This is a genomic window from Gemmobacter nanjingensis (assembly GCF_014652195.1).
GTDB classification, from domain to species: domain Bacteria; phylum Pseudomonadota; class Alphaproteobacteria; order Rhodobacterales; family Rhodobacteraceae; genus Gemmobacter; species Gemmobacter caeni.
The window spans coordinates 23,098-43,474 of sequence record NZ_BMYI01000001.1; the positions used below are offsets into that span (position 1 = coordinate 23,098).

At 65.5% G+C, this 20,377-nt stretch carries 23 protein-coding genes and 1 tRNA gene; 8 read left to right on the plus strand and 16 right to left on the minus strand.

Annotation, left to right across the window (positions count from 1 at the left end):
- Positions 1-3: 3 nt before the first annotated feature.
- From IE126_RS00120 to IE126_RS00145, 6 genes are all read right to left on the minus strand, one after another.
- A complete protein-coding gene (locus IE126_RS00120) occupies positions 4-1,056 on the minus strand; it encodes a cysteine desulfurase family protein (protein ID WP_189379855.1) in 1,053 nt (350 codons plus the stop codon).
- Positions 1,053-2,420, minus strand: coding sequence for a cysteine--tRNA ligase (cysS, locus tag IE126_RS00125; protein ID WP_189379856.1), 1,368 nt, complete (start codon positions 2,418-2,420; stop codon positions 1,053-1,055). Before cysS ends, IE126_RS00120 begins: the two co-directional genes overlap by 4 nt.
- Before the next feature lie 119 nt (positions 2,421-2,539).
- Positions 2,540-3,130: an outer membrane protein gene (locus IE126_RS00130; RefSeq protein WP_108129496.1), complete on the minus strand. Its 591-nt coding sequence runs from the start codon at positions 3,128-3,130 to the stop codon at positions 2,540-2,542.
- A 119-nt stretch (positions 3,131-3,249) separates the two neighbouring features.
- Entirely contained in the window at positions 3,250-5,058 is a 1,809-nt protein-coding gene (locus IE126_RS00135) for an ABC-F family ATP-binding cassette domain-containing protein (protein ID WP_189379857.1), read from the minus strand.
- A gap of 34 nt (positions 5,059-5,092) precedes the next feature.
- Positions 5,093-5,851 (minus strand): GNAT family N-acetyltransferase, encoded by a 759-nt coding sequence (locus IE126_RS00140; RefSeq protein ID WP_108129494.1) that lies wholly within the window; start codon positions 5,849-5,851, stop codon positions 5,093-5,095.
- 77 nt (positions 5,852-5,928) lie between these two features.
- Positions 5,929-6,399: an outer membrane protein assembly factor BamE gene (locus IE126_RS00145; RefSeq protein WP_054303724.1), complete on the minus strand. Its 471-nt coding sequence runs from the start codon at positions 6,397-6,399 to the stop codon at positions 5,929-5,931.
- A gap of 174 nt (positions 6,400-6,573) precedes the next feature.
- On the opposite strand from IE126_RS00145, the gene IE126_RS00150 reads away from it, so the two are divergent.
- From IE126_RS00150 to IE126_RS00185, 8 genes are all read left to right on the plus strand, one after another.
- Entirely contained in the window at positions 6,574-7,140 is a 567-nt protein-coding gene (locus IE126_RS00150) for a YceD family protein (protein ID WP_189379858.1), read from the plus strand.
- A 164-nt stretch (positions 7,141-7,304) separates the two neighbouring features.
- A complete protein-coding gene (gene rpmF, locus IE126_RS00155; RefSeq protein WP_082401027.1) occupies positions 7,305-7,511 on the plus strand; it encodes a 50S ribosomal protein L32 in 207 nt (68 codons plus the stop codon).
- Between the two features lie 24 nt (positions 7,512-7,535).
- On the plus strand, positions 7,536-8,636 hold the full coding sequence (gene plsX, locus IE126_RS00160; protein WP_054303662.1) for a phosphate acyltransferase PlsX: 1,101 nt from the start codon (positions 7,536-7,538) through the stop codon (positions 8,634-8,636).
- The gene (locus IE126_RS00165; protein ID WP_189379859.1) at positions 8,633-9,604 is read left to right on the plus strand and encodes a beta-ketoacyl-ACP synthase III; all 972 of its coding nucleotides are present in this window, start codon (positions 8,633-8,635) and stop codon (positions 9,602-9,604) included. The genes plsX and IE126_RS00165 overlap by 4 nt, the downstream gene beginning before the upstream one ends.
- 144 nt (positions 9,605-9,748) lie before the next feature.
- Positions 9,749-10,051 carry an integration host factor subunit alpha gene (gene ihfA, locus IE126_RS00170; RefSeq protein WP_082401028.1) on the plus strand — a complete coding sequence of 101 codons (303 nt, stop codon included), beginning with the start codon at positions 9,749-9,751 and terminating at the stop codon, positions 10,049-10,051.
- A gap of 14 nt (positions 10,052-10,065) precedes the next feature.
- Positions 10,066-10,920, plus strand: a complete 855-nt coding sequence (locus IE126_RS25815; RefSeq protein ID WP_229825138.1) for a MerR family transcriptional regulator — start codon at positions 10,066-10,068, stop codon at positions 10,918-10,920.
- Between the two features lie 61 nt (positions 10,921-10,981).
- A tRNA-Pro gene (locus IE126_RS00180) sits at positions 10,982-11,059 on the plus strand.
- A 69-nt stretch (positions 11,060-11,128) separates the two neighbouring features.
- Positions 11,129-12,208: a 2'-deoxycytidine 5'-triphosphate deaminase gene (locus tag IE126_RS00185; protein ID WP_189379860.1), complete on the plus strand. Its 1,080-nt coding sequence runs from the start codon at positions 11,129-11,131 to the stop codon at positions 12,206-12,208.
- A 78-nt stretch (positions 12,209-12,286) separates the two neighbouring features.
- On the opposite strand, the gene IE126_RS00190 is transcribed toward IE126_RS00185, so the two are convergent.
- The 10 genes from IE126_RS00190 to argC form a co-directional block, all read right to left on the minus strand.
- The gene (locus tag IE126_RS00190; RefSeq protein WP_189379861.1) at positions 12,287-12,499 is read right to left on the minus strand and encodes a hypothetical protein; all 213 of its coding nucleotides are present in this window, start codon (positions 12,497-12,499) and stop codon (positions 12,287-12,289) included.
- Positions 12,500-12,503: 4 nt separating this feature from the next.
- Positions 12,504-13,145: an SMC-Scp complex subunit ScpB gene (scpB, locus tag IE126_RS00195; RefSeq protein ID WP_054303667.1), complete on the minus strand. Its 642-nt coding sequence runs from the start codon at positions 13,143-13,145 to the stop codon at positions 12,504-12,506.
- Entirely contained in the window at positions 13,142-13,936 is a 795-nt protein-coding gene (locus IE126_RS00200) for a segregation and condensation protein A (RefSeq protein ID WP_054303668.1), read from the minus strand. The genes scpB and IE126_RS00200 overlap by 4 nt, the downstream gene beginning before the upstream one ends.
- Entirely contained in the window at positions 13,929-14,930 is a 1,002-nt protein-coding gene (gene nagZ, locus IE126_RS00205; RefSeq protein ID WP_189379862.1) for a beta-N-acetylhexosaminidase, read from the minus strand. Before nagZ ends, IE126_RS00200 begins: the two co-directional genes overlap by 8 nt.
- Entirely contained in the window at positions 14,927-16,000 is a 1,074-nt protein-coding gene (locus IE126_RS00210) for an SPOR domain-containing protein (RefSeq protein WP_189379863.1), read from the minus strand. The genes nagZ and IE126_RS00210 overlap by 4 nt, the downstream gene beginning before the upstream one ends.
- Before the next feature lie 69 nt (positions 16,001-16,069).
- Positions 16,070-17,812, minus strand: coding sequence for an arginine--tRNA ligase (gene argS / locus IE126_RS00215; RefSeq protein ID WP_054303671.1), 1,743 nt, complete (start codon positions 17,810-17,812; stop codon positions 16,070-16,072).
- A gap of 51 nt (positions 17,813-17,863) precedes the next feature.
- Complete coding sequence (locus IE126_RS00220; RefSeq protein WP_189379864.1) at positions 17,864-18,157, minus strand: 3TM-type holin; 294 nt, start codon at positions 18,155-18,157, stop codon at positions 17,864-17,866.
- Positions 18,148-18,759: a holin-associated N-acetylmuramidase gene (locus IE126_RS00225; protein WP_189379865.1), complete on the minus strand. Its 612-nt coding sequence runs from the start codon at positions 18,757-18,759 to the stop codon at positions 18,148-18,150. Before IE126_RS00225 ends, IE126_RS00220 begins: the two co-directional genes overlap by 10 nt.
- 69 nt (positions 18,760-18,828) lie before the next feature.
- Positions 18,829-19,284 carry a cytochrome c maturation protein CcmE gene (ccmE, locus tag IE126_RS00230; RefSeq protein ID WP_054303674.1) on the minus strand — a complete coding sequence of 152 codons (456 nt, stop codon included), beginning with the start codon at positions 19,282-19,284 and terminating at the stop codon, positions 18,829-18,831.
- A 10-nt stretch (positions 19,285-19,294) separates the two neighbouring features.
- Positions 19,295-20,323: an N-acetyl-gamma-glutamyl-phosphate reductase gene (gene argC, locus IE126_RS00235; RefSeq protein WP_189379866.1), complete on the minus strand. Its 1,029-nt coding sequence runs from the start codon at positions 20,321-20,323 to the stop codon at positions 19,295-19,297.
- Between the last annotated feature and the right edge of the window lie 54 nt (positions 20,324-20,377).

Below are 20,377 nucleotides of genomic sequence, written 5' to 3' on the forward strand. Positions count from 1 at the left end.
GCCTTATCCCTCTTGCGCCCGCTTGCGGGCCTTGCGGTATTGCGCTGTCCAGGCATCGGCAAAGCGCAACACATCTTCTTCCGTCGTCTCGGGGCCAATCGACACGCGCAGCGCCGAGGCGGCGGCGGTCTCGTCGAACCCCATGGCGCGCAGCACCCGGCTGGCCCGAACCTTGCCCGAGGAACAGGCCGAGCCCGCCGAAACGGCGAAACCAGCCAGATCCATCTGCATCACCTGCGTCTCGCCCTTCCAGCCGGGGGTGACGAGGCACAGGGTGTTCGGAAGTCGAACACTTCCTTTCCCGACAGAAATAGTCTCATTCTCTGCGGCTGACAATGCTGACTCTAGAATATTTCTAAATTCAGCCACCCGCTCCCAGACCCCGTCCGCAAGATCCCGCGCGGCGGCTTCGGCGGCGGCAGCGAATCCTGCAATGCCGATCAGGTTCTCGGTTCCGGCGCGGCGACCCATCTCCTGCCCGCCGCCCTTCAGCTGCGCCGGAACGTCCAGCCCCCGCCGCAGGATCAGCGCGCCGATTCCCTTTGGCCCGCCATGTTTATGGGCCGAGACGATTCCCATGGCGCAGCCCAGCCAGTTGAAGGCAAAGGGAAGCTTGCCAAAGGCTTGCGTCAGGTCGGAGACCGCGAGCCCCTCAGGCAGCGCCTGCACGATGCCGGTTTCGGAATTGGCATATTGCAGTGCGGTTTTCGTCGGGTCGGTCACCGTCACCTGCCCCGCCGCATCGACCGGCAGATCGGGGGTGCACCAGGCGCTGATGGCTTCGTGTTCAATGTCGCCGCAATGCAGGTCACGCCCGGCACAGGCCAGCGCCGCCGCCTCGGTCGCGCCCGAGGTGAACACGATGTCGGCACCATCTGCCCCCAGTGCGGTGGCGATCTGGCCGCGCGCGCGTTCCAGCAGCGATTTCGCCGCCCGCCCCTCGGCATGGACGGAGGAGGGGTTGCCCACCAGATCCATCGCCGCGATCATCGCCGCCCGCGCCTCAGGGCGCAGCGGCGTGGTCGCGTTCCAGTCGAGATAGGTGCGTGGTTTCATTCCAGCACCGGAAGCTTGGCCGCATCGAAACCGGGGCCGGGCAGCAGCTCCACCCCCGCTTTCGACATCCGCACCTCCAGCCCTGCCGTCATCAGTGCCAATTTCAACGCATCGACGGGGGCGAAATCCTTCGTCTCCATCGCTTCGGCGCGCAACCCGGCCAGACGGTTCACCCAGGGCGCAAGGTCCACCCCGGCCTCGTCCCAGCCGCCGAGTTCCGGCAGCAGCAAGCCCAGCAGTTGCGCCGAGGCGAGCAACCCCGCCGCATCGCCGTCGCCCGCCAGCCGGTGCAGTTCCGCCAATGCCCCAGCGGTGTTCAGATCGCCCGCCAGCGCCGCCACCACCGCATCGGCCACCTGCCCCGGCTGAACGCCTTTCGTCAGCCCCCGCCATTTGCGCAGCGTGCCTTCCGCCTGCATCGCCTTTTCATGCGTCCAGTCCATCGGCCGCGCGTAATGCGTTCCGAGGTAGACAAACCGGATCACCTCGCCCGGATAGCCCTGATCCAGCAGGTCGCGGACGGTAAAGAAATTACCGAGCGATTTCGACATCTTCTTGCCCTCGACCTGAAGCATCTCATTATGCATCCAGATATTCGCGAACTGGCCAGAATGATTGGCGCAGCAGCTTTGCGCGATTTCATTCTCATGATGCGGGAATTGCAGGTCGATACCACCGCCGTGGATGTCAAAGGTCTCGCCCAGCAATTCGCGGCTCATGGCCGAGCATTCGATATGCCAGCCCGGACGCCCGCGCCCCCAGGGGCTGTTCCAGCCGGGCAACGTGTCGTCCGAGGGCTTCCATAGCACGAAATCCATCGGGTCGCGCTTGTAGGGCGCCACCTCGACCCGCGCGCCGGCGATCATGTCATCGACTGACCGGCCCGAGAGCTTGCCGTAATCGGCATAGCTGCGCACATCGAACAGCACATGGCCCTCAGCGGCATAGGCGTGCCCCCGGTCGATCAGATCGGAAATCATGGCGATCATCGCGCCGATATATTCGGTCGCGCGCGGCTCATGCGTCGGGCGCAGGGCGCCAAGCGCATCCATATCGGCGTGATACCAGCCGATCGTTTCATCCGTGATGTCGCGGATCGGGCGGCCGGTCTGGGCGGCCTTGGCGTTGATCTTGTCATCGACGTCGGTGAAGTTGCGCACATATGTGACGTGCTCCGCGCCGTAGACATGGCGCAGCAGGCGGAACAGCGTGTCGAACACCACCACGGGCCGGGCATTGCCGATATGGGCGCGGTCATAGACGGTCGGCCCACAGACATACATGCGCACCTTGCCGGGGATCAGCGGTACCAGATCTTCGGTCTGGCGGGTGCGGGTGTTGTGCAGGCGGATCGTCGTGGTCATGTTGCTCTCCCTTTGGGATGGCGCCGACTTACCGCTTTCGCGACGGCTTGGAAACCTTGATCCGCATGCGAAAGGGCGGCGGATCGCCCCGCCGCCCCCTGCCTTGCCCGGACGGGCAATCAGAAGCGATAGTTGACCCGCAGCGCCGCGGTCGTCGCATCGGGGTCAAGCCCGGTTCCGTCGAAATTGTCGAAGCGATGGGCCAGAACCTCGCCGCCAACGGTCCATTGGTCGTTGACCTGATAGTCCACGCCGATCCCGCCGAAATAGCCGGTGTCAGAGGTATTGGTGCCGCCGATATCGCCCTTGGCATAGGCTGCGCCCGCCGTCGCATAAACCAGCGTGCGACCGAAATCGTAACCCGCCTGAAGCTTCAGATGGGCCAGCGTATCAACCTTGCCGCCACCGGCGGAGGGTTTGATATTGGTGCCAGACACATCGGCCTCGACGCCCAGAACGGTGGTGCCCAGATCCCAGCGATAACCCAGTTGCGCGCCCCCGAAGGCGCCATCGGCATTGGGGTCATTCACATCGGCATAGCCAAGGTGCGCACCGGCGTAGGCGCCGCCCCAATTGCCATCGGCGCGCACCGGCGCGACCGGCACGGGAGCGGTTACCACGGGTTCCGGGGCGGGGGTTGCAAGCCCACCCGCAAAGGCAGGCGCGGCAAGCGTCAGCGGGGCCAGAACAGCCAGGGCAAAGCGTTTCATCGGTCTTTCTCCTTACCATCACGGCGGTCTTTGTCGCCGCGTCGGTCCAGAGATGGCGCCTGACGAAACTGAACTCAATAGTTCATCACGGCACCTTGAAGCGCCGCGATTGCCTGCGATCACCCGGCCTTTTCTTCCAGTTCCAGCCATTCCTCCTCGGCCGCAGCCAGCGCCTGCTGCCGTTCAGCCAGCATGTCCGAGGCCTTGCGGAACTTCACCGGCTCTTTGGTGAAGAGGTCCGGCGTTGCCAGCAATTCACCCAGCTTGCCGATTTCATGTTCCAGCCGCTCGATGACATTGGGCAGTTCATCCAGACGCTTGCGTTCGGTGAAGCTGAGGCCCTCGGCCTTCTTCGGCGCGGGGTCGGGCCTTGCGGCAATGGCGGGCTTCGGCGCGGCAGCCTTTGGCGCAGGCGCATCAACCGGGCGCTGGCTCTGATAATCGCTCCAGCCGCCGGCATAGACGGTTGCCCTGCCCTCGCCTTCCATCGCGATGGTCGTCGTCGCCACCCGGTCGATGAAATCACGGTCATGGCTGACCAGCAGCACGGTGCCGTCATATTCGCCGAGGATGTCCTGCAACAGATCAAGCGTTTCGACATCCAGATCGTTGGTCGGTTCGTCAAGGATCAGCAGGTTCGATTCCTGCGCCATGAGCTTGGCCAGCAGAAGCCGCGCTTTTTCGCCACCCGACAGCGACTTGACCGCCGCGCGGGCCTGCAATTCGCTGAACAGGAAATCCTTGAGATAGCCCACAACATGCTTGGGCGTGCCGCGCACCATCACCTGATCCGACGCGCCGGAAACCGCCATCAGCGGATCGCCGGTCAGGTTTTCCCAAAGGCTCGCCTCCGGGTCCAGCCGCGCGCGGGTCTGGTCGAACACGGCAATTTGCAGGTTTGTGCCCAGAGTCACCGTGCCCGCATCCGGCGTTTCCTGCCCGATCAGCATTTTCAGCAGCGTGGTCTTGCCGATGCCGTTCGGCCCGACAAAGGCCACCCGGTCACCGCGCAGCACGCGCAGGTCGAAATCACGGATGATCTGCTTGTCGCCATAGGCCTTGCTCAGCCCCCTGGCCTCGATCACCTTCTTGCCCGAGGTCGGGCCGCTGTCCAGATCCAGTGCGGCGGTGCCCTGACGGCGGATCATCGCGGCGCGCTGCGCCCGCAGGTCTTGCAACGCACGCACCCGGCCCATGTTGCGCTTGCGGCGGGCGCTGATGCCCTCCACCGCCCATTTGGCCTCGTGCTTGATCTTGCGCTCCAGCTTGTGCCGGGCGTCATCCTCCTCGGCCCAGATCTGCTCGCGCCATTCCTCGAATCCCTCGAATCCCTGTTCGCGCCGCCGCACCTCGCCCCGGTCGACCCAAAGCGTCGCGCGGGTCAGCGCGCGCAGGAAGGCACGGTCGTGGCTGATCAGCACGAAGGCAGTGCGGGTTTCGGAAAGCTCGCGCTCAAGCCACTGGATCGCCTGAATGTCCAGATGGTTGGTCGGCTCGTCCAGCAGCATGAGTTCCGGCGCCTCAGCCATGAGCTTGGCCAAAGCCGCACGGCGACGTTCCCCGCCCGAGGCACTGGAAACCGGCGTATCGGGGCGGAATTTCAGCCCCTCGGCCACCACATCGACCTTGTAGCTTTCATCCGCAGGCAGGCCGCTCGCGGCATAATCGCCCAGCGCGGCATAGGCCGAAAGATCGGGGTCCTGTTCCATGTAGCCGACGCTGACGCCGGGGGGCACGGTGCGCAGCCCCTGATCGGGTTCGACCAGCCCCGCCATGATTTTCATGAGCGTGGATTTGCCCGAGCCGTTGCGCCCGACCAGTGCCACCCGGTCGCCCGGTTGCACAGTCAGGTCGAGCCCGTCAAATAAGGGATTGCCACCAAAGGTGAGCGAGATGCCGGAAAGCTGAAGAAGGGGTGCGCGTGCCATGATAGGCGGCAGGTAAAGGCGCCGGGGCCGCAGGTCAAGCCGCTCCGGGTTCCGGGCTCGCGACCATGCGCAGGGCACGGGCGCGGGCCTCGGGAATCGCGCGGATCTCGACGCCGGTAAAGACGTGCAGGGTGCCAAGCTGATCGTCCACTACGGCGTGATCCGAAACCCAGCCCCCCATCGACAGATAGGTGCGCAACAAGGGCGGCATGGTCAGCATGCCGCGCTTGCGGTCAGGTTCGCGCCCCGCCAAAGCTTTGGCAAAGCGGAATACCCGCGGCGCCTTGACCCGCGGCAACCAGCGGCGCGGCGCCAGATGGCCTGCGCGCAGCAGGGTGAAAGCCTCGGCATGGCGGTCGGCATCGGTGCCGAGGAACGAGGCACAGCCGAACAGCAGTTCCGCCCCCATCGCATCGACGATCCGGGTCATCGCCCCCCAGGCAAGACGCAGGATGTCCGGGTCACGGTGACCGGGCGCGATGCAGAAGCGCCCCATTTCCACCATCGGGCCGGGAAAGCTGTGCAAGGGGCGCAGGTCATAGAACTGCGCTGAATAGCTGCGCCCGATCTCGGCCCCGCCCGTCAGCGGCAGCAGGCGGTAGCAGCAGACCAGCGCGCCGGTTTCCGTATCCTCGACCAGAACATGCAGGCAATCGGCATCGTGGCGGTCGGTATCCAGCCCGGTCGCAGCGGGGCCGCGAAAGCACATCTGCCGCAGGGCCTGCGCGCGCTGCACATCCCCCGCCTCCTGCGCCACCCGCGCCACCAGACGACCTTTGCGCAACGGCTGCACCCCGACCTCCCGCCCGTCTGCCGGGCCTTGCGCGCCCGGTTTGCCACAAGCCTGCGACGGGCCGATGACGGCCCGCGCTATTGTTGCAGGAACTGATCGGCGCGGAACCGACCCAGATTGCCCATGATCTGCCGCAGGAAGCCGATTCCCTTGATATTGCTTTCGGTCACACGCCGCGACAGCACCACGACCTCGCCGCGATCCAGACCGAACCGCTCGACATTGCGCACGACGCCGCCCTGATCGAAGGTGATCGACACGACCTGACGGTCGATTTCCTGCGGCTCCTGCGCGCCATAGTGGCGCCAGCGGCTCTGGACATAGAACCAGCCCTCGTCGTTCAGCAGACCCTCAGCCGAAGGACGGCCAAGTTTTTCCGCCACGCTGTCACGGTTGTCGGCGCCCACCTGCACCTCGGCCAGTTCGTCGTCCGTCGGCACATACCCGTGGTTGCGATAGACCGGCGCACAGGCCGCCATGGCCCCCGCGACCAGTGCCCCCGCGAGCCAGAGCCCGATCCGCCGCATGCTGCTGCCTGCCGAAGCCATGTTCTCTCCCGTCCCTTCCGGGCGCCCCTTGCCTTTGACCGGCATGGGACTTATCCCGGATCGCATCAGATGCCGCGCTTCCGGCATGACGCCCGGCCGGCTTGCCTTCCGGCTTACAGAAGGTCGGGCCGCTGTTCAAGAATGGAACGCGCGCCCCGCCTTGCGGAGACACCAATGACCGAACCGACCACCCCTGCCCTGAGCCACCCGCTGCGCATCGCCGCCCTCGCGGCGCGCAAACCCACGCGGTTCAGGCTGGAACCCGACGCCGACACCCGCGCCGCCGTGGCGCAGGCGCTGGAAATCACCGACGTCCCGGAACTGACCTTCCGGGGCGAGCTACGGCCGGTGGGGCGTCGCGACTGGGAACTGGTGGCAGAGCTTGCCGCCGTGGTGGAACAGCCCTGCTGCGTCACACTTGTTCCCGTCATCACCGAAATCCGCGAGGAGGTCCGGCGCCGCTATCTGGCCGAGATGCCCGTGCCCGAAGGGGACGAGGTGGAAATGCCCGAGGATGACACGCAGGAACCGCTGCCAGAGATCGTCGACCCCGGCGTGGTGGCACTGGAGGCGCTGGCGCTGGCGCTGCCGATGTATCCGCGCGCGCCCGGTGTCGAGCTGGGCGAGGCGGTTTTCGCGGCACCCGGAGTAAAACCGCTGCGCGACGAGGATTTGCGCCCCTTTGCCGGTCTGGCAGGGCTTGCGGAAAAGCTCGGAAAAGGCGATACGACACCCGAGTGACGCGAACCCGGAACGGATGCAGAAAAGACTTGCACCCGGCCAGAATTCGACTATGTTCCGCGCCTCGCAAACACCGTGAAAAGCCGCCGTGCCAGAGGGTCGGAAATTGGCTTTTCCCAGAACAGAATCAGGGGCTTGTCCCCTCACTAACCCGAGGTTGAGACATGGCTGTCCCTCAGAACCGAGTCACCCGTTCGCGCCGCAACATGCGTCGCTCGCATGACGCTCTCGTCGCAGGCAACCCGTCGGAATGCCCGAACTGCGGCGAACTGAAGCGTCCGCACCACGTTTGCGGCGCCTGCGGCCACTACGACTCGCGTGAAGTCGTGGCTGTGACCACCGAAGTCGACGTGGACGAGGACGCGGCGTAAGCCGCTTCCCCTCCCCGGCCGACCATGACGACGAACGGAAGCGAACGTCCGGCGCAGGCTCAGCAGCGCACGATCATTTCGGTAGACGCCATGGGCGGGGATCGCGGACCGGCAGCGGTTGTTGCCGGTCTTGTTGATTCTGCGCGTGCCGATGCCGACCTGGCCTTCCTGCTGCACGGCGACGAGGCGGTGCTGCGTCCGCTGGTCTCGCAACATGCCGAGATCGCGGATCGCTGTGAGATTCGCCATGCCCCGCGTGTGGTGACGATGGAAGACAAGCCCAGCCAGGTGATGCGCCATGGCGCGGGCACCTCAATGTGGTCCACCATCGACAGCGTGAAGGATGGCGAGGCCGCTGTTGCGGTCAGTTGCGGCAATACAGGCGCGCTGATGGCGGTCAGCATGATCCGGCTGCGCAAGCTCCCGGGGGTGAACCGGCCGGCCATTGCCTGTCTCTGGCCCTCGCGCAACCCCGGCGGGTTCAATGTGATGCTGGACGTTGGCGCCGACATCAAGGCCGAGGCCGAAGATCTTCTGCAATATGCCACCATGGGCGCGGCCTACGCGCGCAACGGGCTGCATCTGCGGCGCCCGCGTGTCGGTCTGCTGAACGTCGGCACCGAGGAACACAAGGGCCGGGCAGAACTGAAGCTGGCACATGACCGGATGCTCGCCGCGCAGGATGCTGCGGAGTTCGATTTCGTGGGATTCGTCGAAGGCGGCGACATTCCGTCAAACCGTGTCGATGTCATCGTGACCGACGGGTTCACCGGCAATATCGCCCTTAAAACCGGCGAAGGCACCGCGAAGCTGTCCTCCGATTTCATGCGCGAGGCTTTTGCCTCGGGTATTCTGTCGAAGCTGGGGGCGCTGCTGGCGCTGGGGGCGCTGAAGCGCCTGCAAAAGCGGATCGACCCGCGCCGGGTGAACGGCGGGGTATTTCTTGGCCTGAACGGCACTGTGGTGAAAAGCCACGGCGGCGCCGATGCGACCGGCGTTTCCGCCGCGATCCGTCTGGCGGCGCAACTGGCACGTTCGGGCTTTGTCGACCGGCTGGCGGCCCGGGTTGCATCCGCCGGACGCGCGGGGCAGGATGCCGCCGTCGAAGGAGGCGGGCAGGAATGACAATCAGGGCCGTGGTCAAGGGCGTCGGGCATTATCTGCCCGAGCGGGTGGTTCAGAATGCCGAATTCGAGAAAACCATCGACACGTCAGACGAATGGATTCGCTCCCGTTCCGGAATCGAGCGGCGGCATTTCGCGGCCGAGGGTCAGACGACCTCGGACCTTGCCGCCCGCGCGGCCGAGGCGGCTTTGGCCAATGCCGGGCTGACGGTCGACGATATTGACGCGATTGTTGTCGCCACCTCGACCGCCGATCTGACCTTCCCCTCCGCCGCCACCATGGTGCAGGCGCGCCTGGGGATGACACGCGGTTTCGCCTATGACGTCCAGGCGGTCTGTGCCGGTTTCGTCTATGCGCTGGCCAATGCCAATGCGCTGATCGTCTCGGGCCAGGTGCGCCGGGCGCTGGTGATCGGGGCCGAGACCTTTTCGCGCCTGATGGACTGGACCGACCGGGGCACCTGCGTGCTGTTCGGTGATGGCGCGGGCGCGCTGGTGCTTGAGGCGCATGACGGGTCCGGCACCCCTGCCGACAGGGGCATCCTGTCGGTCGACCTCAATTCCGACGGGCGGCATCGCGATATACTGTATGTCGATGGCGGGGTCTCGACGGGCACCACCGGCCATCTGCGCATGCAGGGCAAGGAAGTGTTCCGCCACGCGGTCGAAAAGCTGGCCGAAACCGCCCATACCGCGCTGGAGAAGATCGGCCTCAGCGGTGAGGATGTGGACTGGATCGTGCCGCATCAGGCCAATATCCGTATCATCGAGGCCACGGCCAAGCGGATGCAGGTGCCGATGGACCGTGTGGTCGTGACCGTGCAGGACCACGGCAATACCTCGGCCGCTTCGATCCCGCTCGCGCTGTCGGTCGGCGTGACGCGCGGGCAGATCAAACCCGGCGATCTGGTGGTGACCGAGGCGATCGGCGGCGGTCTGGCCTGGGGTTCGGTCGTCCTGCGCTGGTGATTGTTCGCAACCTGCGCAGGATACCGCCATATTGCCCCGGATTGGCCCCGGGAACGCCATCTGAACTTGCCCGCACAAGTGGTTGATATTGACTCGAAAACCCAATGCCCTCAATCTTCCTGAAAACCCGGGGGGGATTTGGGAATGAGTGAAAAGACTCTGACGCGCATGGATCTGAGCGAAGCCGTCTTCCGCGAGGTGGGGCTGTCGCGCAATGAATCCGCCGAACTGGTGGAAACCGTGATCCAGCATGTCTCGGATGCGCTGGTACGCGGCGAGACGGTCAAGATTTCGTCCTTTGGCACCTTCTCGGTGCGCGACAAGTCGGCCCGCATGGGCCGCAATCCCAAGACCGGCGATGAAGTGCCGATCAGCCCGCGCCGCGTGCTGACCTTCCGCCCGTCGCATCTGATGAAAGAGCGTGTCGCCAGCGGCACGAAAGGCTGACCGGGGCCTGGGGCATGGAGAAATCGCCCGATGCCTTCCGCACCATCAGCGAAGTGGCCGATCAGCTGGAAACCCCGGCCCATGTGCTGCGGTTCTGGGAAAGCCGCTTTCCGCAGATCAAGCCGGTGAAGCGTGCCGGGGGGCGGCGGTATTACCGCCCCACCGATGTCGCGCTGCTGCAAGGCATCCGCAAACTTCTGCACGACGAAGGCATGACGATTCGCGGTGTGCAGAAAATTCTGCGCGAGCAAGGCGTTCGCCATGTTGCGAGCCTGTCGGGCACGGATGTTTCCGACGATCTGGAGGCTTTTGACGCGGCCCTGGATGCGACCGATGATGCCCCGCCTGTCGCCGAGGTCGTGTCTTTGCACGACTGGCAGGAAATCGCGGCCATCTCCACCGAAATGGCCGCCGCCGCCCGCGCCGCGCCGAAAGCGCCACCGCCCGCCGAGGCCGCGGCACCCGATGATCCCGAGATGACGACGGCGGTGGACATGCCCAGACAGCCAGATGACCAGCCCTCGCTTTTCGATTTCGGGGAGGTGCCCGACGAGGGGGACGAAACCGCCGCACCGGCTGAAAACCTGATGGCCGAAGCGCCAGAGACGAACCCCGGCCCGACCGAAGACACAGCCGCGGCGGAGCCCGACGATTCTACCAGGGCCGAATCGTCCGGGGCCAGCGCCGATGCCGGGGCGGCGCCACCTGCCCCGCCGCCCGAATCGGACCCGGTTTGGCTTCCGGCGATTCTGCGGAGCCTGACGCCAGAAGCCCGCATGGCCAGCGCGGCCGCGCTGGCCACTGCACAACCGCGTCTGCAAGCACTTCAGGCGCGGCTGGAGGCGATCCGCCGGACGCGGCGCGGATAAATTGCCACGATGCGATTTGGCGCTTGCCCCCGCCGGAATTATCGTTATGTATCCGCGCAGTCGGGCCGTGGCGCAGCCTGGTTAGCGCGTCCGTCTGGGGGGCGGAAGGTCGCGAGTTCGAATCTCGCCGGCCCGACCACCGAGAAAAGCCCGCCCTTGGAAACAAGGCGCGGGTTTTTTCGTATCTGATCCATGCACGGGGGATGGCGTGACTGAAACCGGAGTTCTGCCCGCGCAAACCCTGCGCCGCCTGATCGAAGATGGCGTGATCGGCGCCGACCGGCCCATCCTTCCCGAACAAATCCAGCCCGCCAGTCTCGACCTGCGTCTGGGTGATGTCGCCTATCGCGTTCGCGCCTCCTTCCTCGCCGGTCAGGGCCGCAGCGTGGCCGAACGGATCGCCGAATTCGAGATGCATCGCATGGACCTCAGCGCCGGTGCTGTTCTGGAAAAGGGCTGCGTCTATGTGATTCCCCTGATGGAGCGGCTGGCGCTGCCCGAGGGCATCACCGCCGTCGCCAATGCCAAAAGCTCGACCGGGCGGCTCGACCTGCTCACCCGTACCATCACCGATGGCGGGGTGGAGTTCGACCGCATCGCCGGGGGCTACAGCGGCCCGCTTTATGCCGAGGTCTGCCCGCGCAGTTTCTCTGTCCTGGCACGGGCCGGGCAGCGGCTGAACCAGATCCGCTTCCGCCACGGTCAGGCCGTGCTGTCGGATGCGGACCTCACCGCATTGCACGGGCGCGAACCGCTGGTAAACGGGCCTGCGGTGATCTCGGAAGGGCTGGGCTTTTCCGTCGATCTGCGGCCGGGGCCGGATGATCTGGTGGGCTATCGCGCCAAGCCCCATACCGGCGTCATCGACCTTGACCGGATCGGTCATTACCCGGCCGCCGAGTTCTGGGAGGAAATCCGCAGCCGCGACGGCAGGATCATCCTCGATCCCGGTGCCTTCTACATTCTGGTCAGCCGCGAGGCAGTGACGATCCCGCCGGATTACGCCGCCGAAATGGCGCCCTATCTGGCGATGGTGGGCGAGTTCCGCGTACATTACGCAGGCTTCTTCGACCCCGGCTTCGGCCATTCGGCGGCAGGCGGCACAGGCTCGCGCGGTGTGCTGGAGGTACGCTGCCACGAGGCGCCCTTCGTGCTGGAGCATGGGCAGATCGTGGGGCGGCTGGTCTATGAGCGGATGTCAGAGCGGCCCGAGACACTGTATGGCGCCGGGATCGCCTCGAACTATCAGGGGCAGGGTCTGAAGCTTGCCAAGCATTTCCGCGCCTGAGCGGGCTTGAATGTGCCATGGGGGCTGCCCGCCCCCACGGCACCTCCCCCGAGGATACTTCTCGACAGAAAATGCGGCTCAGCGGCCCAGACGGCGGGCGATGCGGGCCGCCTGGCGGGCCTTTTTCGTCATGTCGCGCGCCGCGCTGGCCTGTTTGCGTTCGTCCGCCGTCATCTGCCCCGGCGGCTTGCCCTTGCGCGCCACATGGTCGATGCCCTTGTTGATCGCGGTATTCATCGCGCGGCGGAAAATCATGTTGAAGATCTGCTGAAAGATCCGTCCTGCATCCATGGCGTCAATCCTCGAATAGTTCGGTCTGGCCGGTGGGGCTGTCTTCATCGTCTTCATCGGGGCGCTGCATCGAGCCGGGCAGCGGGCGGTTGTCCAGCAGGCCAGCCGCGCGCAGATCCTTCAGCCCCGGCAGGTCGCGGGCCGATTCCAGCCCGAAGTGATCAAGGAAGGTTTCCGTGACAACGAAAGTCACCGGGCGCCCCGGTGTCATGCGGCGGCGGCCCAGACGAATCCATTCCATCTCAAGCAACTGGTCGATAGTGCCGCGGCTGACGGCGACGCCGCGGATTTCCTCGATCTCGGCGCGGGTGGCGGGCTGGTGATAGGCAATAATGGCCAGCGTCTCGATCGCGGCGCGGCTGAGCTTGCGTTGCTCAACCACTTCTTTCTGCATCAGATGGCCAAGATCGGGCGCGGTGCGGAAGGCCCAGGCATCGCCCACCCGTACCAGACGCACGCCACGCCCCTCATAGCGGCGGCGCAGATAGGCCAGCGCCTCGGCCGGGTCGCAGCCATGCGGCATGCGCTTTTCCAGTTCCGCGACCGAGACGGGTTCCGTGGCGGCGAACAGGATCGCCTCGACCATACGCTCCTGTTCCGCAATGGGCGGAGCATCGAAAAGGCTTTTTTCCTGCGGTTCGCTCATGCGCCGTCCTTCCGGCGAATCTGGATCGGAGCAAAGGTTTCCCCCTGCCGGATATCGACCTGGCCCCGTTTCGCCATTTCCAGGATAGCCGCGAAATGTGCTGCAATTGAGGAACGCCGGCGCATCGGATTGCGGTCCCAGCCTTCGGGCAGCCAGCTTTCAAGGTCGGACCAGCTTGCGGCATAGCCGATCAGGCCGCGCAACCGCTCCAGCGCCTGTTCCATGGTGAACACGTCGTCGCGGTCCATCACGAAGGGGCGGAATTCATCCTTGGTGCGGATGCGGGCATAAGCGCGCATCAGGTCGATCAGCGAAGCGGTATAAGTCACCTTGCGGGCGCGGATCACCTCCTCCGGCAGACCGCGCACAAAGAAGTCACGCCCCCGCTGGTCACGGGCCATCAGCCGGGCTGCCGCCTCGCGCATCGCCTGCAGCCGCTCCAGCTGGTACGCCAGATGGGCCGCGAGTTCCTCGGCGCTGGGGCCTTCCTCGGTCGGGTCGGGAGGCAGCAGCAGACGCGATTTCAGATAGGCGAGCCAGGCCGCCATCACCAGATAATCCGCCGCCAGTTCGATCCGCAGCGCCTTGGCGCGATCCACGAAGCCAAGATATTGCTCGGCCAGTTGCAGCACAGAAATGCGCCGCAGATCGACCTTCTGAGTGCGCGACAGCGTCAACAGCAGGTCAAGCGGGCCTTCGAACCCGTCGACATCGACGATCAGCGCCTCTGCCGCCAGCCGGTCGCTGACACTGAGCCGCTCTGGCCCGGTGTCCTCCCAGCCGTCAGCCATCCGCCCCCCCGATCAGCGCATCATGTTCGGCCCGCAGGGCCGGCAGATCGGCAGGCTCAGGCGCCTTGCGGGCGGCCAGCATGGCTTCGGCCCGCGCTTGTCCCTCACGGGTCAGCTGCCCCGCAGCGACCGCTACAGCCTGCATCTCTGCCATATCGCCCTTGCAGTGCAGGGCGATGTCGCAACCCGCCGCGACGGCGCGGGCGGCGCGCTCGCCCAGGGTGCCGGGCAGCGCCTGCATGTTCAGATCATCCGAGAGGATCAGACCACCAAAGCCGATTTCCTCACGCACCACCCGCATCATGGCGGCGGAACAGGTCGCCGGTTCGCTGTCAAAAGCCGAAAAGACGATATGCGCCGTCATGGCGGCAGGCAGATCGTTCAATGCGCGGAAGGCCGCGAAATCCGTCTGGCGCAGGGTATCGGCATCGGTGGCAACTGTCGGGAGATCGTGATGCGTGTCGGCACTGGCGCGGCCATGACCGGGCATATGCTTCATCACCGGCAGAACGCCGCCCGCCAGATGCCCGTCAGCCGTGGCGCGTCCCATTGCGATCACCATCGCCGGATCGGTGCCATAGCAGCGGTTGCGCAGAAAAGGGTGGGTCACATCGGTCGCAATATCGAGGCAGGGCGCGCAATTGCCGTCAATGCCGACAGCGCGGAGTTCCGCTGCAATCAGACGGGCGCGCAACCACATCATGCGCGCAGCCCCTGCCCCGGCGCGGGCCACCGCATCCAGCGGCGGCAGCCATTCCGACCAGTGCGGCGCGCGCAGGCGCTGCACGCGCCCGCCTTCCTGATCAACAAAAACCGGCGCATCACGCCCCACAGCATCCCGCAGATCAGCGGTCAGCCGGGCCACCTGTTCAGGCGTTTCGACATTGCGGGCGAAGAGGATGAACCCCAGCGGATCAGCCGCGCGGTAGAAAGCCTTTTCCTCGGGCAGCAGCACCGGCCCCGCACAACCGAAGACCGTGGCACCGTGGGTCATCGCACGGCCACCGGAATGCAATCCGGGCCTTCAGCGGTGATGGCAGCGCAGAAGCGGCGGGCATCATCCTCGTCGGCGAAGCCCTCGGCACGCAGGCGGTAGAAGGTGCGACCACCGCTTTCCGCAGACTGGATCACCCGTGATTTGCCCTGCATCAGATCACCAAAGCGACCGGCCAGCTTGTCCCATTGCGCGCGCGCCTCGTCGGCGCTGTCGAATGCGCCAAACTGCACAAGGCGGGTGCCGGGGGCAAGCGTCGCGGGGTCAAGCTCGGCCGTGGCGGCGGTGAGCGCCGCCGTCACCGCATTGGCAACAGGCGCCGCACTGGCCGGGACCAGCCCGGCCGGACGGGCCAGAGGCAGCAGCGACTTGCCGATACCACCGGGAACCACCGGCGCCGGAACGAAGGCTTCGGGCTCGGACGGGATGGCGTCCGGGTTGGCCGGGGTCAGTGGCGCGGCGCCGGCGGCAAGCTGATCGGCCAGCGCCAGCACATCCGCCGGGGCATCGGAAGCCGCGTCAGTGGCAGGATCGCCCAGCGGCCCGACCGAGGTCAGCGGGTCCAGCGGCAGATCCGCATCCGACATGGCGGCCAGTGCTTCGGGCATGGGATTGGCTGATGTCGGCGCCTCGGCCTCCGGCAACGGCAACAGCGGCTGCACCGGCGGCTCGGGTGCTGCGGCCACCAGCTCGGGCGGCGGCTCGGCGGCAAGGCCGGGCGTATCCTGTTGTGACAATTCCACCGGGCGCGGGGCCAGAACGATCTCGTCGGGCAGCGGGGCTGCAACCCCCACGGCTGCAACATCATTGACCGAAAGACCCTGATAGGCGGTAATCTCACCGCCCGGATTGTCTGGGGCCACCCGCGCCGGGCCTTCGGCGGCCTTCAGTACCGGAATGCCCATCACATCGCGCATGGCGATGCGATAGCCCCACCAGCCCGCCCCCAGCAACAAGGCCACCGAGACAAGCCCGCCGGTCAGATTGACCCAGCGGCGGCCCCGGCGGGCCTCAGTTCCCTGCCCCGCATCATAGCGGGAATCATAGCCGTCGTAATCCACGTCTGCCATTCTCTGCCCCGGCGCACGGGCACGAAGCCCGTCGCGTCTTTGCCTGTGTGACCGGCGGGGCGCGTTTTGTCAGCGCATTTCCTCGACCGGCGTGACCCCCAAAATAGCAAGACCGGCAGAAATCACAACGCCCACGGCCCGCGCCAGGGCGATTTTCGCCTGCGAAACGGTCACATCCTCTTGCACGAAGCGCAGCGAAGGCTCGTCATTGCCCCGGTTCCACAGGCCATGCAGGTCCGATGCCAGCTCATAAAGGTAGAAGGCCACGCGATGCGGTTCATTGCCGCGCGCGGCGATTTCCACCAGACGCGGCCATTCCGCCAGCTTGCCCACCAGCGCCAGTTCCGCCGGATGCGACAGCAGGTCGTGCTTCGCCCCCGCCAGCGTCGCGTCATCCACCGCAACACCCGCTTCGCGTGCCTTCCGCAGGACCGAGTTGATCCGGGCATTGGCATACTGAACGTAGAAAACCGGATTGTCCTTCGACTGTTCCAGAACCTTGTCGAAGTCGAAATCCAGCGCCATGTCGTTCTTGCGGGTCAGCATGACGAAGCGGGTCACATCGGCGCCCACCTCCTCGACCACATCGCGCAGGGTCACGAAGGTGCCTGCACGTTTCGACATCTTGAAGGGCTCGCCGTTCTTGTAAAGCTTCACCAGCTGGATCAGCTTGATGTCCAGCGGCACCCGCCCGTCGGACAGCGCTGAAACGGCAGCCTTCATCCGCTTCACATAGCCGCCATGGTCGGCGCCGAAAATGTCGATCAGCTGATCGAAGCCGCGCCGCACCTTGTTGTAGTGATAGGCGATGTCGGGGGCGAAGTAGGTCCACGACCCGTCCGATTTCATCACGGGACGGTCCACGTCGTCGCCATGCGCGGTCGAGCGGAACAGCGTCTGTTCGCGCGGCTCCCAGTCTTCGGGGGTCTTGCCTTTCGGCGGCTCCAGCACGCCTTCGTAGATCAGGCCCATGCCGCGCAGGGTTTCGATCGCAGCCTCGATCTCGCCGGTGCCGTAAAGCGCCTTCTCGCTGGAATAGACATCCATGCGCACACCAAGCGCCGCCAGATCCTCGCGGATCATCTGCATCATCTGCTCGGTGGCAAATTCTCGCACATCGTCGAGCCAGACGGATTCAGGCTGGTCCAGCAGGCTGGTGCCATATTTCGCCTTAAGCGCCTCGCCTACCGGGATCAGGTAATCGCCGGGGTAAAGCCCCTCGCGGATTTCCGGCTCCAGCCCATTGGCCTCGCGGTAGCGCTCATAGGCCGACCGCGCCAGCACGTTCACCTGTGCGCCGCCGTCGTTGATGTAATATTCGCGCGTCACGTTCCAGCCCGCAAAGGCCAGCAGGTTCGACAGCGCATCGCCCACCACCGCGCCCCGCACGTGGCCCACGTGCATCGGGCCGGTCGGGTTGGCCGAGACGAATTCAACGTTCACCTTCTGCCCGGCGCCCAGATCGGACCGGCCGTAATCGGCGCCGGCGTCCAGAATGGCCTTCACCAGCCCCTGCCAGACGCCCGGTTGCAGCCGCAGGTTCAGGAAACCCGGCCCCGCCACCTCAGCCGCCGCGATGCGCGGATCGTTCGCCAGACGGGCGGCCAGCGCATCCGCGATGTCGCGCGGCTTCATCCCGGCGGGCTTGGCCAGCACCATGGCGGCATTGGTCGCCATGTCGCCATGGGCCGCATCACGCGGCGGCTCGACCGTGACGGCTCCAAGGTCCAGCCCCTCGGGCAGCGCGCCGGAAGCGGCCATCGCTCCAAGCTCGGCCACGACGAGGTTCCGCAGTTCGGTGAACAGGTTCATCTTGCACGTCCTTCCTATCCCTCCGGCACATGCCAGAGGCCGGAAGGCGGGTCAAGTTCGGGCAGGTGTTCCGGGGCCGCGCGTCAGGAAATGCAGGGCCACAATCAGCGCGGCGATGCCCCAGACAGGCCAGGGCGTGCCCGCCAGCGCAACCATTCCGGCGCTATAACGCTCCGGGTCCAGAAAGGCCGAAGCGACCAATGCAAAGACCGACAGCACCGAAAGCGGCCGGATCGCACGGTTCATCAGGTCGATCCGGGCGCTGAGTTCAGGGCCGTCGCCCTGCGCCACCAGTTCGGTAATGCGCCGCAGGCGGGCGGTATCGGACAGAAGGTTCAGCCCCATGATGCCACCCGCGCGCGATGCTGCGCCTCGGTCAGATGCAGCGCGGGGCGAATGAACGCCTCGGCCCGCACGATCCAGCCGCCCTTGCCGCCATCCCGCCTGCGACAATATCTGCGGCTGGCAGGCCGCGCATCGCCAAGCGCATAGTAATAATTCCGCCGTGCCACCCCATATACGTCGGGCAGCGTGTTCGGCATAGCCTCAGCCGCCAGCCGTGCGGCCGCCAGTGTCTTCGGCCCGATCACGCCGTCATCCACCAGTGGCCAGCCCAGCGTGGTCAACAGCCGTTGCAGGATCTTCACCGCATTGGAACCGGCATTGACATACATATCAAAGACGCTGGCCTGCAAAGCCACGGGCAATTCCGCCAGACGCGGCCGTTCAAAATAATGCCTGAGGTAAATCTCCACCGCCTGCGCGCGGGTCAGGCGACGCACATCCGCCGCTGTCACCTGCCCGTCGCGATCAAGGTCCAGCCCCAGACGCCGCAGGGTATGGATGGTGACACCGTGATTGGTGGCCCCGCCCGGATCGGCGGGGTCATTCACATAGCCGCCCTCGCGGGCGACAATTTCTTCTGCGATCTGTTTGACGGTCTGCATGGCCTGCCCCTGTGAAACATGGGGACAGGCTGGGCCAGACTGATTAACCGGCCGGAAAGGAGGCGCGCGTTACGATCCGCTTTGCTTGTTCGGGTCTTCGTAGACGCCCTGTTCCTTCAGCGCGTCAATCACCTCTTTCGGCATGTAGGTCTCGTCATGCTTCGCCAGAATCTCGGTCGCCTCGAACACGCCATCCACCATCTTGCCGGTGCCGATCATGCCCTGGCCCTCCTTGAACAGGTCAGGCAGCACGCCGGTATAGGCGACGGGGATGCTTTCGGCGCCGTCGGTGACGCGGAAGGTGATGGTCTCGCCCTGCCCGCGCACCAGCGAGCCATCCTCGACCAGCCCGCCCAGGCGGAACACCTCGTCCATCTGCGGCGGATCGGCCACCACCTGCGCCGGGGCTCGGAAGAAATTGATGCCGTCACGCATCGCATAGCCGATCAGCGCGGTCGATCCGGCCAGCGCGACGAAAGCCAGCGCGATGATCTGGATGCGGCGCGTTTTCTTCAGCCCCTTCATGGTCGTCTCCTTACGGGAAGACGGGAGCCAGCATCAGCCCCGCGGTCTCCTCCAGCCCCAGCATCAGGTTGGCATTCTGGATAGCCTGACCGGACGAACCCTTGCACAGGTTGTCCAGCGTCGCCACCACCAGCGTGCGCCCCGGCACCCGGTCGCCCACCACCCCGATATGACAGAAATTGGAGCCGCGGATATCCCGTGTCGAGGGGAGTGCGCCGAAAGGTAGCACCTCGATGAAGGGTTCCAGCGCATAACGCGCCTCCAGTGCGGACCAGACGGTCTTCGCATCGCCCTTCACATAAACGCTGGCGAGGATGCCGCGGTTCATCGGCGCCAGATGCGGGGTGAACTGCACCAGAACCGGCCGGCCAGCGATCTTGCTGAATTCCTGATCGAATTCGCCCAGATGCCGGTGCTTGCCCCCTGCCGAATAGGCATGGGTGCCTTCCGACAGCTCGGCATGAAGCAGATTTTCCTTCAGTGACCGCCCGGCCCCCGAAACACCGCATTTCAGATCCAGCAGGATGTCATCCAGATCAATGCAGCCTGCCTCAATCAGCGGGCGCAACGCGAACTGTCCGGTCGCCGCATTGCAGCCGGTGCCCGCGACCAGCCGGGCGGACCGGATGTCCTCGCGATAGAACTCTGTCAGGCCATAGACCGCCTCGGCCTGCAACTCCGGCGCGGCATGGGGCTGCCCATACCATTTCTCGTATTCCGCCACATCGCGCAGCCGGAAATCGGCCGACAGATCGACGATTTTCAGATCGCGCGGCAAGTCCTTGATAACGGCCTGCGAGGTCGCATGCGGCAGCGCGCAGAAGGCCAGATCGACCTTGGAAAAGTCGATCTCGTCGATCTTGCACAGCTTTGGCAGGTCGATATGACGCAGGAAGGGAAAGACCTCGGCCATGGCCATGCCCGCTTTGCGGTCACCCGACAGCGCGACGATCTGCATCTGCGGATGGGTGGCGATCAGTCGCACCAGCTCGGCCCCGGTGTAACCGGATGCCCCGAGGATGGCGATGCGCTTTTTCATGGCGGTCTCCCTGACTGGAAATCGCCCCTTCTTTGCGGCCGGTCGCGGCGCAAT

Coding starts and splice junctions, on each gene's coding strand:
- IE126_RS00120 (WP_189379855.1), bottom strand. CDS start 1,056: ATGAAACCACGCACCTATCTCGACTGGAACGCGACCACGCCGCTGCGC.
- cysS (WP_189379856.1), bottom strand. CDS start 2,420: ATGACCACGACGATCCGCCTGCACAACACCCGCACCCGCCAGACCGAA.
- IE126_RS00130 (WP_108129496.1), bottom strand. CDS start 3,130: ATGAAACGCTTTGCCCTGGCTGTTCTGGCCCCGCTGACGCTTGCCGCG.
- IE126_RS00135 (WP_189379857.1), bottom strand. CDS start 5,058: ATGGCACGCGCACCCCTTCTTCAGCTTTCCGGCATCTCGCTCACCTTT.
- IE126_RS00145 (WP_054303724.1), bottom strand. CDS start 6,399: ATGGCTTCGGCAGGCAGCAGCATGCGGCGGATCGGGCTCTGGCTCGCG.
- IE126_RS00150 (WP_189379858.1), top strand. CDS start 6,574: ATGACCGAACCGACCACCCCTGCCCTGAGCCACCCGCTGCGCATCGCC.
- rpmF (WP_082401027.1), top strand. CDS start 7,305: ATGGCTGTCCCTCAGAACCGAGTCACCCGTTCGCGCCGCAACATGCGT.
- plsX (WP_054303662.1), top strand. CDS start 7,536: ATGACGACGAACGGAAGCGAACGTCCGGCGCAGGCTCAGCAGCGCACG.
- IE126_RS00165 (WP_189379859.1), top strand. CDS start 8,633: ATGACAATCAGGGCCGTGGTCAAGGGCGTCGGGCATTATCTGCCCGAG.
- ihfA (WP_082401028.1), top strand. CDS start 9,749: ATGAGTGAAAAGACTCTGACGCGCATGGATCTGAGCGAAGCCGTCTTC.
- IE126_RS25815 (WP_229825138.1), top strand. CDS start 10,066: ATGGAGAAATCGCCCGATGCCTTCCGCACCATCAGCGAAGTGGCCGAT.
- IE126_RS00190 (WP_189379861.1), bottom strand. CDS start 12,499: ATGGATGCAGGACGGATCTTTCAGCAGATCTTCAACATGATTTTCCGC.
- scpB (WP_054303667.1), bottom strand. CDS start 13,145: ATGAGCGAACCGCAGGAAAAAAGCCTTTTCGATGCTCCGCCCATTGCG.
- IE126_RS00200 (WP_054303668.1), bottom strand. CDS start 13,936: ATGGCTGACGGCTGGGAGGACACCGGGCCAGAGCGGCTCAGTGTCAGC.
- nagZ (WP_189379862.1), bottom strand. CDS start 14,930: ATGACCCACGGTGCCACGGTCTTCGGTTGTGCGGGGCCGGTGCTGCTG.
- IE126_RS00210 (WP_189379863.1), bottom strand. CDS start 16,000: ATGGCAGACGTGGATTACGACGGCTATGATTCCCGCTATGATGCGGGG.
- argS (WP_054303671.1), bottom strand. CDS start 17,812: ATGAACCTGTTCACCGAACTGCGGAACCTCGTCGTGGCCGAGCTTGGA.
- IE126_RS00220 (WP_189379864.1), bottom strand. CDS start 18,157: ATGGGGCTGAACCTTCTGTCCGATACCGCCCGCCTGCGGCGCATTACC.
- IE126_RS00225 (WP_189379865.1), bottom strand. CDS start 18,759: ATGCAGACCGTCAAACAGATCGCAGAAGAAATTGTCGCCCGCGAGGGC.
- ccmE (WP_054303674.1), bottom strand. CDS start 19,284: ATGAAGGGGCTGAAGAAAACGCGCCGCATCCAGATCATCGCGCTGGCT.
- argC (WP_189379866.1), bottom strand. CDS start 20,323: ATGAAAAAGCGCATCGCCATCCTCGGGGCATCCGGTTACACCGGGGCC.